The organism is Providencia sp. TYF-12, assembly GCF_041344805.1.
In the GTDB taxonomy this organism is placed as follows: Bacteria; Pseudomonadota; Gammaproteobacteria; order Enterobacterales; family Enterobacteriaceae; genus Providencia; species Providencia huashanensis.
Window position 1 is genome coordinate 1,623,742 of record NZ_CP166833.1, and the last position, 14,618, is coordinate 1,638,359.

At 40.1% G+C, this 14,618-nt stretch carries 11 protein-coding genes; 9 read left to right on the plus strand and 2 right to left on the minus strand.

The features are described from left to right. Nucleotides 1–62 precede the first annotated feature (62 nt). Nucleotides 63–329, plus strand: a complete 267-nt coding sequence (gene sdhE, locus ABE954_RS07175) for an FAD assembly factor SdhE (RefSeq protein ID WP_042845042.1) — start codon at nt 63–65, stop codon at nt 327–329. Further along, the gene (locus ABE954_RS07180; RefSeq protein WP_042845040.1) at nt 310–720 is read left to right on the plus strand and encodes a protein YgfX; all 411 of its coding nucleotides are present in this window, start codon (nt 310–312) and stop codon (nt 718–720) included. The genes sdhE and ABE954_RS07180 overlap by 20 nt, the downstream gene beginning before the upstream one ends. A 53-nt stretch (nt 721–773) precedes the next feature. Here the strand turns inward: ABE954_RS07180 and fldB are convergent, their stop codons facing one another. After that, nucleotides 774–1,292 carry a flavodoxin FldB gene (gene fldB / locus ABE954_RS07185; RefSeq protein ID WP_166687314.1) on the minus strand — a complete coding sequence of 173 codons (519 nt, stop codon included), beginning with the start codon at nt 1,290–1,292 and terminating at the stop codon, nt 774–776. 117 nt (nt 1,293–1,409) lie between these two features. Between fldB and xerD the strand changes: the two genes are divergently transcribed. From xerD to ABE954_RS07220, 7 genes are all read left to right on the plus strand, one after another. Continuing rightward, nucleotides 1,410–2,312: a site-specific tyrosine recombinase XerD gene (gene xerD / locus ABE954_RS07190; RefSeq protein ID WP_129466206.1), complete on the plus strand. Its 903-nt coding sequence runs from the start codon at nt 1,410–1,412 to the stop codon at nt 2,310–2,312. A 21-nt stretch (nt 2,313–2,333) separates the two neighbouring features. Next, nucleotides 2,334–3,038: a bifunctional protein-disulfide isomerase/oxidoreductase DsbC gene (gene dsbC, locus ABE954_RS07195; protein ID WP_042845413.1), complete on the plus strand. Its 705-nt coding sequence runs from the start codon at nt 2,334–2,336 to the stop codon at nt 3,036–3,038. 9 nt (nt 3,039–3,047) lie between these two features. Then, entirely contained in the window at nt 3,048–4,781 is a 1,734-nt protein-coding gene (recJ, locus tag ABE954_RS07200; protein ID WP_240133205.1) for a single-stranded-DNA-specific exonuclease RecJ, read from the plus strand. Between the two features lie 119 nt (nt 4,782–4,900). Beyond that, nucleotides 4,901–6,002 (plus strand): peptide chain release factor 2 gene (prfB, locus tag ABE954_RS07205; RefSeq protein ID WP_105881210.1). Its coding sequence is split into 2 segments (ribosomal slippage): nt 4,901–4,978 and nt 4,980–6,002, totalling 1,101 coding nucleotides; the frame shifts between segments, so codons are not numbered across the junction. Nucleotides 6,003–6,009: 7 nt separating this feature from the next. Continuing rightward, on the plus strand, nt 6,010–7,527 hold the full coding sequence (gene lysS, locus ABE954_RS07210) for a lysine--tRNA ligase (RefSeq protein ID WP_042845032.1): 1,518 nt from the start codon (nt 6,010–6,012) through the stop codon (nt 7,525–7,527). An 844-nt stretch (nt 7,528–8,371) separates the two neighbouring features. Further along, complete coding sequence (locus tag ABE954_RS07215; RefSeq protein ID WP_206226970.1) at nt 8,372–8,920, plus strand: hypothetical protein; 549 nt, start codon at nt 8,372–8,374, stop codon at nt 8,918–8,920. Between the two features lie 20 nt (nt 8,921–8,940). After that, nucleotides 8,941–13,332, plus strand: coding sequence for a hypothetical protein (locus tag ABE954_RS07220; RefSeq protein ID WP_371025812.1), 4,392 nt, complete (start codon nt 8,941–8,943; stop codon nt 13,330–13,332). A gap of 211 nt (nt 13,333–13,543) precedes the next feature. Here ABE954_RS07220 and ABE954_RS07225 read toward each other — a convergent pair whose 3' ends face one another. Further along, complete coding sequence (locus ABE954_RS07225; protein WP_042845028.1) at nt 13,544–14,365, minus strand: AraC family transcriptional regulator; 822 nt, start codon at nt 14,363–14,365, stop codon at nt 13,544–13,546. Nucleotides 14,366–14,618 lie beyond the last annotated feature (253 nt).

The following is a 14,618-nucleotide window of genomic DNA, read 5'->3' on the forward strand; positions in this document are numbered from 1 at the left end:
TCTGTTAGAGTATTGAAAATAATCAATCTTATCAGTTAACTGCAACAAAAGGTCGTAGTGGAATGGATATTGAGAACAAGGCGCGAATTCATTGGGCTTGTCGCCGCGGTATGCGTGAGCTAGATATTTCAATCATGCCATTTTTTGAGTATGAATATGATAGTCTGACAACCAATGATAAACAGGTGTTTGTCCGTTTATTGGAGTGTGCGGACCCTGATTTATTTAACTGGTTAATGAATCACGGTCGCCCAGATGACGACGAGCTATTTCGTATGGTAAAACTGATTCAGGAAAAAAATAAAAATCGTGGTCCTGTGGAAATCTAATCTTTCCATTTCATGGAAAACACAGTTTTTTTCAACCTGTGTTCATGGGGCAGTAGGCATGTTTTTGCTTGTTGCACCATGGGCACCGGCTCATTCAATGATATGGTTGCCACTTCTTGCGGTTGTGGTGGCTAGTTGGGCAAAAAGCCAAAAGAACATCAGCAAAATAAAAGGGGTTGCTGTGTTGGTTAATGGTAATAAAGTCCAATGGAAAAAGAATGAATGGAATATTGTGAAAGCACCTTGGTTGAGCCGCTATGGCATCTTATTGTCATTAGAAGCTTTACAAGGTAAGCAACAAAAAATTCACCTATGGGTTGCTAAAGACTCTGTTTCTGAGGAAAGTTGGCGTAATTTGAACCAATTATTACTTCAATACCCTGATATTTAAGGCTACTGAAAAACAAGTAGCCGTAAAGAACCTTAGTCACTTATGTTCATGTATTACAGGGAAGCTTCGATTTCTTGCAAAATTTGCACACACCATTGCGCAATGCGCTCATCGGTCTGCTCAAATTGATGAACTTCATCTAATGCTAGCCCAACAAATTTATCACCCTGTTCATTTAAGGGTTTTGGGCTTTCGAATTCATAGCCATCAGTAGGCCAAAAACCGACAAATTTGACACCTGTTGGTTTTAATTGGTGGTATAACATGCCCAAGGCATCAAGAAACCATTCGCTATAATCTATTTGATCTCCTAACCCGTACATAGCAACAATTTTATTTGCTAAGTTAAGAGTGGGAAGCGCTTCCCAAATTTCTAGCCAATCTTCTTGTATTTCACCAAAATCCCACGTTGGTATTCCCAAAATAAGAACATCATACTGTTCCATTTCAGTTGGCGGTGTATCGTTAATGTTATGCAGTGTGACGAAATCATCGCCCAGAATATCACGTATTTTTTCTGCAACCATTTCGGTATAACAGGTACTAGAACCGTAAAAAAGACCTATTTTCATATATATTGTTACTATGTCCAGCTATGGTTTTCATCACAAGAGATGTATTGTAACAGAAGCAACTACATTCAGGCATAATAGAATTGTGTGGTCTTACCCTAAGGAAGCTCATTTTTCGTGGAAACAAAACAACTTAATCCATTAATTGAACAATTTCTTGATACCATTTGGTTAGAACAAGATCTTGCCGAAAACACTTTGGCATCTTATCGTAATGACCTTCAGTCGTTAGACAACTGGCTTGATGCTCACCAATTGTATTTAGAAAGTGTTCAGTCAATTGACCTGCAATCTTTTTTAGCAGAACGCATTGATGGCGGTTATAAAGCGACCAGCTCTGCTCGCCTATTAAGTGCTATGCGTAGGTTATTTCAGTATTTGTATCGTGAAAAAATACGTCTCGATGACCCATCTGCGGTTATTGCAGCACCCAAAATTCCTCAGCGTTTACCTAAGGATTTAAGTGAGCGGCAAGTCGAAGATTTATTGAATGCACCCGCAACAGAGGATGCGCTTGAGTTACGAGATAAAGCGATGTTAGAAGTGTTGTACGCTTGTGGTTTGCGAGTATCTGAATTGATAGGCTTAACATTTTCAGATATCAGTTTACGTCAAGGTGTCATCCGTGTGGTAGGTAAGGGTGATAAAGAAAGATTGATTCCATTGGGAGAAGAGGCAATATACTGGCTAGAAAAATATATTGATGAAAGTCGTCCTGAACTATTGAATGGCAAAACCAGCGATATTTTATTTCCCAGTAAGCGTGGCACTAAAATGACACGGCAAACTTTTTGGCATCGGATAAAATATTATGCAGTACTTGCTCATATTGATACTGAACTACTCTCACCTCACGTACTGAGGCATGCATTCGCAACCCATTTATTGAACCACGGGGCGGATTTACGTGTTGTGCAAATGTTATTAGGTCATAGTGACTTATCCACAACACAAATTTATACCCATGTTGCCACAGAACGGTTACGCATGTTACATGAGCAACATCACCCAAGGGGGTGATGTATGATTAAAGGATTATCTATGAAACGCAAATTGTTATTATTGGCTGCCGCGTGTATTACGGCATTTACAGCGACAGTATATGGCGCAACCGAAGAAAAAGTGATCCGCGATACGTTAGAAAAATACGATATGTCGGTTGAGGCAATTAAACCCTCACCAATAGTCGGCTTGAATGTCGTTGAAACAACAACTGGTATTGTTTATATCACTGACGACGGTAAATATTTACTGCAAGGGCCGATTTATGACATGAGTGGCAAAAACCCAGTCAATATTAGTAATCAGCCACTGATGAAAAAAATTGAAGCACTAAAAAATGAAATGATTATTTTCAAAGCGCCTCGAGAAAAATATGTTGTTACTGTCTTTACCGATATTAGCTGCGGTTACTGTAAAAAATTGCATGAATCTGTTGGTGAGTTAAACAGTAAAGGGGTTACGGTTCGTTATCTTGCATATCCGCGTCAAGGCGCTGATAGCGACGTAGGTAAAAAAATGGCATCAATATGGTGTAATGGTCTCCCTCAAAAAGCCTTGACTCAGGCATTTAAAGGGGACGAAATTGCGATGATTGATGGTTGCAAAATTGACTTAAGCAAACATATGAATGTCGGCAATTTATTTAAAGTCACAGGGACGCCTGCCATCATATTACCAGACGGCCAAATGTTACCCGGTTTTCTTAAGCCAGATGCTCTTATCCAGTTACTTGACCAAAAATAGTTAATTATTGTGAATGTAGAAACGTTATTACAACAAAGAACCCAAGATAACTCGGCTGTCCAATTACCTGGTTTACCGGAGCTGTTACAGCGCATTTATCGGCATCGGGGGATCACGGACATAACGCAATTAGAACGTAAAGCGTCTAATTTATTGGACTATCGTTCATTAGCTGGTATTGGGGATGCGTTATCACTGCTTTATCGCGCATTGGTTGAACATCAGGCGATCACCATCGTTGGTGATTTTGATGCAGATGGGGCAACGAGCACGGCATTAGCTATCCGCGCCTTAAAAGCGATGGGCTATGCAAACCTTAATTATATTGTTCCTAATCGTTTTGAAAATGGCTATGGTTTAACGCCGTTTGTTGTTGAAGAAGCTTATAAACGCGGGACAAATTTAATTATTACTGTTGATAATGGTATTTCATCTCATGAGGGAGTTGCCGTAGCTAACCAATATGGAATAAATGTCATTATTACGGATCACCATCTGCCCGGCGAAGTTTTACCTGCAGCTGATGCAATTATTAACCCAAATCTAAATGATTGCCGTTTTGCGTCCAAATCACTCGCTGGTGTTGGCGTGACCTTTTATTTGATGTCTGCATTGCGTGCACATTTACGCCAACAAGGGTGGTTTACGCAACAAGGTCTTAGTGAGCCTAATTTAGCAGAGTACCTTGATTTAGTCGCATTAGGGACTGTGGCAGATGTGGTTCCCCTTGATACCAATAATCGTATTTTAGTTCATCAAGGTTTAAACCGTGTTAGAGCAGGCCGTTGCTGTGTTGGTATTAAAGCATTAATTGAAGTTTCTAAACGGGACTTATCTAGGTTAGTCGCAAATGATTTCGGTTTTGCACTTGGTCCAAGGCTAAATGCTGCGGGTAGGTTAGACGATATGTCCGTGAGTATTGAGTTATTATTAACAGATGATATGGCCTATGCTCGGGAGCTTGCTAACGAACTTGATGGTTTAAACCAAACACGTCGCGATATTGAAGCAGGGATGCAACAAGAAGCATTGGTTCTGTTTAATAAACTTGAATACGGTAATAACCCATTGCCTAATGGCTTAGCGATTTACCATCCTGAATGGCACCAAGGTGTTGTTGGGATTTTGGCTTCAAGGATAAAAGAACAATACCATCGCCCGGTTATTGCTTTTGCACCGGCAGGGGATGGGATATTAAAAGGGTCAGGGCGTTCAATTCAAGGTGTACATATGCGAGATGCTTTAGAGCGGCTAAATACCTTACAACCTGGGCTGATGCAAAAATTTGGTGGCCATGCCATGGCGGCTGGGTTGACTTTGGACGTCGATAAATTTGATGTTTTTAAACATCATTTTGAACTATTAATGGGTGAGCTCATTCAGCCCGAGCAGCTTTCAGGCGTAGTTTGGAGCGATGGTGAGTTATCGCGCCATGAATTTTGTTTAGAAACAGCTGAGCTTCTTCGCGAAAGTGGCCCATGGGGGCAAGCATTCCCTGAACCTGTATTTGACGGGCATTTCCAGTTGCTACAACAAAGGTTAGTTGGGGAGCGTCACCTTAAATTGATGTTAGAACCTGTTTGTGGTGGGCCTATGCTAGATGCCATCATGTTTAATATTGATGTTCGCCGGTGGCCTGATAACAGCATCAAGAAAGCAAAAATTGCGTTTAAACTTGATGTAAATGAATACCGTGGGCAAAAAAATGTCCAGTTAATGGTTGAACATATTTGGCCGGATTGAGCTAACAAATAGCCAGAGAAATAGCGTTTGATGCCGCTATAAACCTGAGATAAATTCCGTTATACTAAACGGTTTGTAAATAAAAATTTTATTTTTGACTAACCATAAGATATTGAAAAATGACGTTTGAAATAAACCCAGTAAAAAGTAAGATTCAGGACCTGTCTGAACGGACAGAGGTTCTGAGGGGGTATCTTTGACTATGATGCCAAGAAAGAACGCTTAGAAGAAGTCAACGCTGAACTTGAGCAACCAGATGTCTGGAATGAACCAGAAAGGGCTCAGGCACTTGGTAAAGAACGCTCATCCCTTGAAGTTATCGTAGAAACGATTGACCAGATGGTTCAAGGCCTTGAGGACGTAGAAGGTTTATTGGAGTTGGCTGTTGAGGCCGACGATGAAGATACTTTCAACGAAGCCGGTGCTGAGTTAGAGCTACTACAAGGTAAGTTAGAGCAGCTCGAATTCCGCCGTATGTTCTCAGGTGAGTATGACAGCGCTGATTGCTACATTGACTTACAAGCAGGTTCTGGCGGTACTGAAGCGCAAGATTGGGCAAGTATGCTGTTACGCATGTATTTGCGCTGGGCAGAGTCAAAGGGCTTTAAAACCGAGATTATTGAAGAATCTGATGGTGATGTTGCTGGGCTGAAATCTGCAACGGTCAAAATTATTGGTGACTATGCCTACGGGTGGCTAAGAACGGAAACCGGGGTTCACCGTTTAGTGCGTAAGAGCCCGTTTGACTCAGGTGGGCGCCGTCACACCTCTTTTAGTTCTGCGTTTATTTACCCTGAAGTGGATGACGATATTGATATCGACATTAATCCAGCGGATCTGCGTATTGATGTATACCGTGCTTCTGGTGCTGGTGGTCAGCACGTTAACAAAACAGAGTCAGCGGTTCGTATCACACACATTCCAACGAATATTGTGACTCAATGCCAGAATGACCGTTCGCAGCATAAAAACAAAGACCAAGCGATGCGCCAGTTAAAAGCTAAGTTATACGAACTGGAAATGCAGAAGAAAAATGCAGATAAGCAAGCGATGGAAGAGAACAAATCCGATATTGGCTGGGGAAGCCAGATTCGTTCTTATGTCCTTGATGATGCAAGAATAAAAGATTTACGTACTGGTGTGGAAACGCGTAACACGCAAGCCGTACTGGATGGTGATTTGGATAAATTCATTGAAGCTAGTTTAAAAGCTGGCCTGTGAGGAAAAAATGTCTCAGGAACAACAAGGCGCTGAACAAGCACCTGATTTGAATAACGAACTTAAAGCCCGCAAAGAAAAATTAGTGGCATTGCGTGAAAAGGGTATTCCATTCCCCAATGATTTTCGTCGTGAAAATATTTCTGACAAAATTCATGCTCAATATGATGATAAAACATCAGAAGAGCTTGAAGACTTAAATATTGAAGTGTCGATTGCAGGTCGTATGATGACTCGCCGTATTATGGGTAAAGCGTCATTTGCCACGTTACAAGATGTTGGTGGGCGCATCCAGATTTACGTATCTCGCGATGATTTAGCCGAAGGCGTCTACAATGAGCAATTCAAAAAATGGGACTTAGGTGACATCCTTGGTGCAAAAGGTCGTTTATTTAAAACCAAAACAGGTGAATTAACGGTTCATTGTCACGAAGTGCGTTTATTAACTAAAGCGCTTCGCCCTTTGCCTGATAAATTTCATGGGTTAGCAGACCAAGAAACACGTTATCGTCAGCGTTATCTTGATTTGATTGCTAACGATGAGTCACGTCATACATTTATTGTTCGTTCGAAGATCCTTGCAGAAGTCCGTAATTTCATGGTGGATAATGGCTTTATGGAAGTCGAAACACCAATGATGCAAGTTATCCCTGGCGGGGCATCTGCTCGTCCGTTCATTACTCATCATAATGCGTTAGATATTGATATGTATTTACGTATTGCACCAGAACTGTACTTAAAACGGTTAGTTGTTGGTGGTTTTGAACGTGTATTTGAGATTAACCGTAACTTCCGTAATGAAGGGCTATCTCCACGCCATAACCCAGAGTTCACTATGATGGAACTCTATATGGCGTATGCGGATTACCGTGATCTGATTGCTTTAACTGAAGATCTCTTCCGTACACTGACACAAAAAGTGTTAGGGAATACGGTTGTTCAATATGGTGAGCAGCAGTTTGATTTTGGTAAACCATTTACTAAATTAACAATGAAAGAAGCTATCTGTAAATATCGTCCAGAAACTAATGTTGCTGACTTAGACGATATGGATAAAGCGGTTGCGATTGCTCAATCAATTGGTATCAAAATTGAGAAGAGCTGGGGTCTTGGCCGCATTCAATGTGAGATTTTTGAAGAAGTTGCGGAAAGTCATTTAATCCAACCAACTTTTATCACCGAATATCCGGCTGAAGTATCACCATTAGCGCGTCGCAATGATGATAACCCATTCATCACTGACCGTTTTGAATTCTTCATCGGTGGTCGTGAAATCGGTAATGGTTTCTCGGAATTAAATGATGCGGAAGACCAAGCAGAGCGCTTTGCCGAACAAGTTCGTCAAAAAGATGAAGGTGATGACGAAGCGATGTTCTATGACGAGGACTATGTTACTGCATTAGAACATGGTTTACCGCCAACAGCTGGTCTTGGTATTGGTATTGACCGTATGGTGATGTTGTTTACTAACAGTCATACAATTCGCGATGTTATTTTGTTCCCTGCATTGCGTCCAAGTAAAGCTTAAATACTATATATGCCCAGTTAAATCTGGGCATTTTATTTATCCCCATCCTTTTACTCTTTTTATGCTTTATTCAAGCTCATCATTTTAGTTGTAAAATTACTACCTTGTTTGTTTTATATTGCAATGTCTCGTTTAAGTTTGCACATTTAATCGCTGTGCCCCTGCTAAATACGACGAATGAAACATATATTAAAATCAAAAATAAATTTGAGTTACGAATGGTATCAATTTAATATAAGTAATTCTGACAGATAGCTGGTATAATTGATGGCGCAAAATTACTGTTATACTAATGTGTGCTTCTATGCAACATATTGATTAAGTATAAGTTTTATTGTTTTTTTTGCGAAGTTTGTAGCTAATATTTTAAAGTGAACTGCATTTATTATGGATAGCTCTTCGCTATGCTAAAGCATTCTTTAACCCGTTGTTTGTAATAAAAATGAAAAATAGATTTGTTTTGCAAAGTGGATGACTGCTTTATTTGTTAGCAAGTGTTACAAAGAAATACTTAGAATTAGGCTTGACCTAAGATGTTATTAGACTGTTTGATTTACGATTAGGTTAACGGTTTAAATAATCTTTTGCTAACATAATATAATTAAAAAGCCTACTCATAGGTGTTGAGTTATCACTTATTTGGCGTATTAATGAGAATAAGCTCATAAAAATAACTAAAATGTAGCGATAAAATTATTTTGAAACTAAAATTAATTTAATCATAAATTTATGAGAACACTCTATTTCTACATTCGGGCTTATAGAAAATAGCTAATTTTTAGCTTACACTAGGTTTCTTGGACATCATTATAATAGCGAAGAAAAGTGCTGGTAAGGTAACCATATGTTTTTAAAAAATAAATTTTATGTTGCATCTTTGCTTATAGCAAGTACAGCTCTTCTTTCAGGTTGTACATTTGGCTCAGACACATACAATACAGCAACACCGAACACCCCAAGTAAGCAGGTAGTCAATACTAATACCGCTCAACCAGTAGCGGATGCAACCGCAACTCAAGGGCAGATTGATGATTCTTACCCTGAATCTCAAAAAGTTCTAAATAATGCTATCGACCGCACACCAATAGCATCCACAAGTTATGGTGGTAATGCGGCTAACCAGCAAACATTTGCTCATCTAAATACGTGTGTTAAAGAATTAAACGCATTAAAAACGCTCTCACCTAAAGATTACAATCGCTTAGTAGGTTCATTTAAAGAGGTTAGCGAAATCAACCGCCTATATCGACAAGTTGAAGGTACTGCTAGCCCCGACACAATTGAACTATTACAAATGGCAATAGAGTCTAAAACTAAAGTGTTGTGCGCAAAAGTTCGCTATAACTCAGTATTGTCTACCGAATCAACGTTGAAGAAAATTAGTGGATTATGAGAATAAACCTTAGGCTTTGTGTGTCGCTGGCACTTGTTACGACTTTTTTTAGTCATGCTCCAAAAGCAGAGCGCTTTAACAATGTTATTGATGATTTTGATACTTACCTTCAATTAGAAAAAGAAGGTAAGGTGCAAGAGCAAAAACAACAATTACCAGTTAATACACAAAACCAAGGTTATGATATCTTTTCTTCGCTATCTACGGTCCCTGCGCCAAATGAAAAACAAAACTCTGCGGCAGTCAACAAAGGGACCAAAGGAAAGAACTCAGGGAAGAAAAAATCAGCTGCGGCATCAAACAAGAAAAATGATGTAGCGAAAACTGAGGCTGAAAATTCAGATACAACAACCTTTCCTGAAGTTTGTGCAGTGACAACCGAAAATGTGGTTGCACCTGTTTTATTGTCGTCCTATCCTTATTTTTTCCAGAGTAATCAATGGAATCCGGCCTATCTCGCGAAAGACTTTGCGAAATATCAACTTGTCCTCGATCCACTGGGTTTGTATTCATCTAAATATACGAAACCAACGGGTATTGATGCTTCAGCTTACCTTGAGCAATTAGCTAAACTTATTGAACGTCAGCAATTAACCAATTTATATAAATTTGGTATTGCGCAAGGGGTAGGGCAATTAATTGCGTATAACAACTTGTTGAACGATGATCAATTAGTCGCAGAACTTATTAATCATAATAAGAGTATTGCTCAGTTGACGCATACAATCACTGAGAAACAATTTGAGATTGATAAACTGAATGCTGAGGTGCTTAAAAATAAAGAGCAAATCGCACAATTACAGGCTGTATTAGATTCATCAGATGATCAATCGCTAATTGATACTTTGAATACTAAATTAGCTGAAGCGCAAAAAGCTATTGAGCAAAAACAAAATAGCCTTGAACAATTAAGCCAAGAAAACCAGCAAACACAAGAAACCATTGCTCAACTTGAAAATCAACTGAATGATAGTATTACTGAGCAATCAAAACTTAAACAGCAATTGGCTGAGAAAGAACAATTATTTGTTGCAGCAAATCTGAAGATTGAACAACTTACAGCGGATATTGCTAAATTAGAGTTAGATGCGAAAAATCAATTACAGATGGCAGGTAATACTGATGAGCAAATAAAATCAGTCACTGCTGAACTGTTGCAGCAAAAAGAGTTGCTTAAGCAGAAAGAAAGTGAATTAGCAGCAGTACAGAGCCAAAAAGATGATGTTCAAGTGGCTTTGAAGGCGCAGCAAGATAGTGCGAAATTATTAGAACAACAAAACCAACAGTTGCAGTCGCAATTAGTTGAGAAAGAACAGTTAGCTGAGAAAATTCAGGCATCATTAGCAGAAAAAACACTTCAAGCAGAACAAAAAGCCGCTTTAGAAGTTGCATTAAAAGAAGCTCAAGAACAGCTTAACAATCACCAGACCACACAAAACACACTCGCAAAACAATTAGTAGATAGCGAAAAACAACAAGCACGATTACAGGCTCAATTAAGCCAAAATGAGCAGAATTACTCAGTTGCACAGGCCCAGTTAAAACAAGCCAACGCAGAACTGCAAAAATTGCAAGCGAATGTGGAAAAACAAACCGCCATGATGAACCAAGCCAGCGATGCTCAAGTGAAAGCGCTGACGGCGGATTTGAATAAGCAAATTATTTTGCTCAAGCAACAAGAAGAAGGCTTAGAAAAATCACAAGCTGAAAACCAAGCCACGCGTGAAGCGTTAGCCAAACAACAAGCAGCAGCGAAAGCTTTAGAGCAGCAGAACCAGCAGTTGGCGAAGCAGTTGCAAGACAAAGCGCAGCAAGCCGATAAAATCCAAGCGTCATTGGCGGAACAAACCGCGAAATTAGCCCAGAAAGCGGCGTTAGAAAGCGAATTGGCGGCAGCGAAGAAACAGCTGGCAGAGCACCAAGCGGCGCAAAATGCATTATCGAAACAGTTTACTGACAGCGAGAAGCAGCAACTTGCGCTGCAAGCGCGTTTGCAGAAAAATGAACAGGATTACGCCACGGCACAGGCACAGTTAAAACAAGCCAATGCAGAGCTGCAAAAACTGCAAGCAAACATGGAAAAACAAACCGCCATGATGAGCCAAGCCAGCGATGAGCAAGTGAAAGCGCTGACGGCAGACTTGAATAAACAAATTGCGTTATTGAAACAAAAAGAAGCCGGGTTGGAAAAAGCGCAAGCTGAGAGCCAAACCACGCGCGAAGCGTTAGCCAAGCAACAAGCAGCAGCGAAAGCTTTAGAGCAGCAGAACCAGCAGTTGGCGAAGCAGTTACAAGACAAAGCGCAGCAAGCGGATAAAATCCAAGCGTCATTGGCGGAACAAACCGCGAAATTAGCCCAGAAAGCGGCGTTAGAAAGCGAATTGGCGGCAGCGAAGAAACAGCTGGCAGAGCACCAAGCGGCGCAAAATGCATTATCGAAACAGTTTACTGACAGCGAGAAGCAGCAACTTGCGCTGCAAGCGCGTTTGCAGAAAAATGAACAGGATTACGCCACGGCACAGGCACAGTTAAAACAAGCCAACGCAGAGCTGCAAAAACTGCAAGCGAACGTGGAAAAACAAACTGCCTTGATGAGCCAAGCCAGCGATAAGCAAGTGAAAGCGCTGACAGCGGATTTGAATAAACAAATTGCATTATTGAAACAAAAAGAAGCTGGGTTGGAAAAAGCGCAAGCAGAAAGCCAAACCACGCGCGAAGCGTTAGCCAAACAGCAAGCGGCGGCGAAAGCTTTAGAGCAGCAGAACCAGCAGTTGGCGATGCAGTTGCAAGACAAAGCGCAGCAAGCCGATAAAATCCAAGCGTCATTGGCGGATCAAACCGCGAAATTAGCCCAGAAAGCGGCGTTAGAAAGCGAATTGGCGGCAGCGAAGAAACAGCTGGCAGAGCACCAAGCGGCGCAAAATGCATTATCGAAACAGTTTACTGACAGCGAGAAGCAGCAACTTGCGCTGCAAGCGCGTTTGCAGAAAAATGAACAGGATTACGCCACGGCACAGGCACAGTTAAAACAAGCCAATGCAGAGCTGCAAAAACTGCAAGCAAACATGGAAAAACAAACCGCCATGATGAGCCAAGCCAGCGATGAGCAAGTGAAAGCGCTGACGGCAGACTTGAATAAACAAATTGCGTTATTGAAACAAAAAGAAGCCGGGTTGGAAAAAGCGCAAGCTGAGAGCCAAACCACGCGCGAAGCGTTAGCCAAGCAACAAGCAGCAGCGAAAGCTTTAGAGCAGCAGAACCAGCAGTTGGCGAAGCAGTTACAAGACAAAGCGCAGCAAGCCGATAAAATCCAAGCGTCATTAGCGGAACAAACCGCGAAATTAGCCCAGAAAGCGGCGTTAGAAAGCGAATTGGCGGCAGCGAAGAAACAGCTGGCAGAGCACCAAGCGGCGCAAAATGCATTATCGAAACAGTTTACTGACAGCGAGAAGCAGCAACTTGCGCTGCAAGCGCGTTTGCAGAAAAATGAGCAGGATTACGCCACGGCACAGGCGCAGTTAAAACAAGCCAACGCAGAGCTGCAAAAACTGCAAGCGAACGTGGAAAAACAAACCGCTTTGATCGGTCAAGCAAATGATAAACAGATTAAAGAGTTAACTGCTGATCTAAATAAACAAATTACCTTGTTGAAACAAAAGGAAGTTGCTTTAACGAAGTTAGATGCAGAGAAAAAATCAATTCAGGGAGAATTGGCGACTCAACAAAATGAAAGTAAAAAGCTTGAGCAGCAACTCACTGATGCAAATAAGCTTATCAGTACTTTGAAAGTGGATTCACAAAAAGAGTTGGCTGCAGCCCAAACAAAATTGAAAAAACTGCAAAGAGAATTAGATTCGCTCAATTCTGTAACCGGTGATAATGCATTAAAATCACAAATAATGGATTTAAATCGTCGCATTACTCAGTTACAAGTTGAAAACGATGCGTTAAAAGCGAAGGGAAGAACAAGTTCAACAGCAGGTTTAGCTGGAAGAGCCCTTCCTAGTAAAGATTTAAAAGTAATAGCTGCAGAAAACGCGAAGAAAAACCAGAAAATAATTGAGCAAATTACCGCTCAAAAATACAGTAAACTTGATAGTAATACCTATTATAAAATTATTCAGGCCGGCTCACCGATAAAAAATGTTAAGAGTAAAGATGTTACTTTTATTATGAGGGAGCAACTAACGGATGGTAAGGTTACTGTAATGTATACTGAGCAAAACCCAGTCACATTACCTTATGACCAGTTACCGACACCGTTGAACTCATTTGTTGAACGGGCTGGAGAAGGCGGAATGGTTAAAGTGTACATCAAACCAGAAGGCGGTTATGGCGTTGAAGGGATACCGGGCGAAGTGCCACCTAATTCAATGTCTATTATTGATTTGAAAATTATTAAAGCTAAATAATTTAGCGGCTACCTAAGATTATCTTGAGAAGTAGTTTGTCATTAAAAGGCAGGCTACTTTTTTTATGGTATCAGTAATCTAGGGGGGAATTTAGTCAGTGGATGTTAATTAGAAAGGGGGACGACGGAGGGTGCCTTTCTGCCAGTTTATAGTTAAAGCTAAAATTTCTATAACTGACAGGGCATGTGTCTATGCGCGATATGCTGCGATATTAAGCCGCTATTCTTGATCTGCTAGGCGTATATCCAAACCGCTTGCGATAAGTTTGTGTAAAGTAGGATTGACTAGAAAAGCCAGCTTCCATTGACACTTCCACAATACTCATTGCAGTGTTAACTAATAATTGGTGTGCATACATAATTCGTTTTTCGCTGATCCATGAGCGTGGTGATGTAGCATATACAGTATGAAATAATTCTTTAAAGGTCGTTAACCCCATACCAAACGTTCGTGCAAACTCGCTTAATTTCCATTCTTTAAGGTAATTGGCTTCCATAAATAATTGCAAACGTTCCGCTTGTCGGCTACTGAGTTGCCTAAAATTAGATAATAATAAAGCGCCTTGCTCACTGTAGCTTAATAATAAGAGTAATTCACTTACACGAAGGGAAACAATTACTTCAGGATATTCATGATCGATAAATGAGTTCAGGCTATTTTTAATATCATCAATTAATGAATATGAGGTAAATTTAATGATGTCACTTGAGAATGTCTCATTTCGCTCTATTTCGCTTAATTGAGAGCCATGTGTTGCAATAAAATCACGTAAAAACTTATCATCTAAAGCTATCCAAAGTAATTGGCAATCTACTGAAGGATCAGTCATTTGCAAGGAATATGAACCTTGCTTATGATATAAGATATCCCCTTCGTTTAAGGTTTGTAAGTTAGCTGGAGTTTCTAATAATAGTGAACCTTTCTCTACAATAAAAATACCTTTTGTCGCAAAATCCATAATATTATGAGACATACTACTATCTACACTTATTCGTTTGATAACCTGTTGGTTTAAGTTACTTTCAATTTGCATAATTGACACCTTATTAATCTCATTTAAATATTCCAAATGTAATTAGCGAAATTAAACATCACGCTATTTCTTCTATTGATATCTAAAGTCGCTACTACTAGTAAGGCTGAAATTATATTTATCGATTGTTTTTATGTCACACTGTAAATTTAAATATTAAAAAATGTTTCAAAACATGGTTTTTTCGAGCCTTTCCTTTTATTTGAAAGGTATTTCCGTTGTTTTGTGGGAGGGGATTTTATAATATTCTATA

Bases quoted from the DNA above. Each gene is read 5' to 3' on its own strand.
- sdhE (WP_042845042.1), top strand. From the start codon at position 63: ATGGATATTGAGAACAAGGCGCGAATTCATTGGGCTTGTCGCCGCGGT.
- fldB (WP_166687314.1), bottom strand. From the start codon at position 1,292: ATGAAAATAGGTCTTTTTTACGGTTCTAGTACCTGTTATACCGAAATG.
- dsbC (WP_042845413.1), top strand. From the start codon at position 2,334: ATGAAACGCAAATTGTTATTATTGGCTGCCGCGTGTATTACGGCATTT.
- lysS (WP_042845032.1), top strand. From the start codon at position 6,010: ATGTCTCAGGAACAACAAGGCGCTGAACAAGCACCTGATTTGAATAAC.
- ABE954_RS07215 (WP_206226970.1), top strand. From the start codon at position 8,372: ATGTTTTTAAAAAATAAATTTTATGTTGCATCTTTGCTTATAGCAAGT.
- ABE954_RS07225 (WP_042845028.1), bottom strand. From the start codon at position 14,365: ATGCAAATTGAAAGTAACTTAAACCAACAGGTTATCAAACGAATAAGT.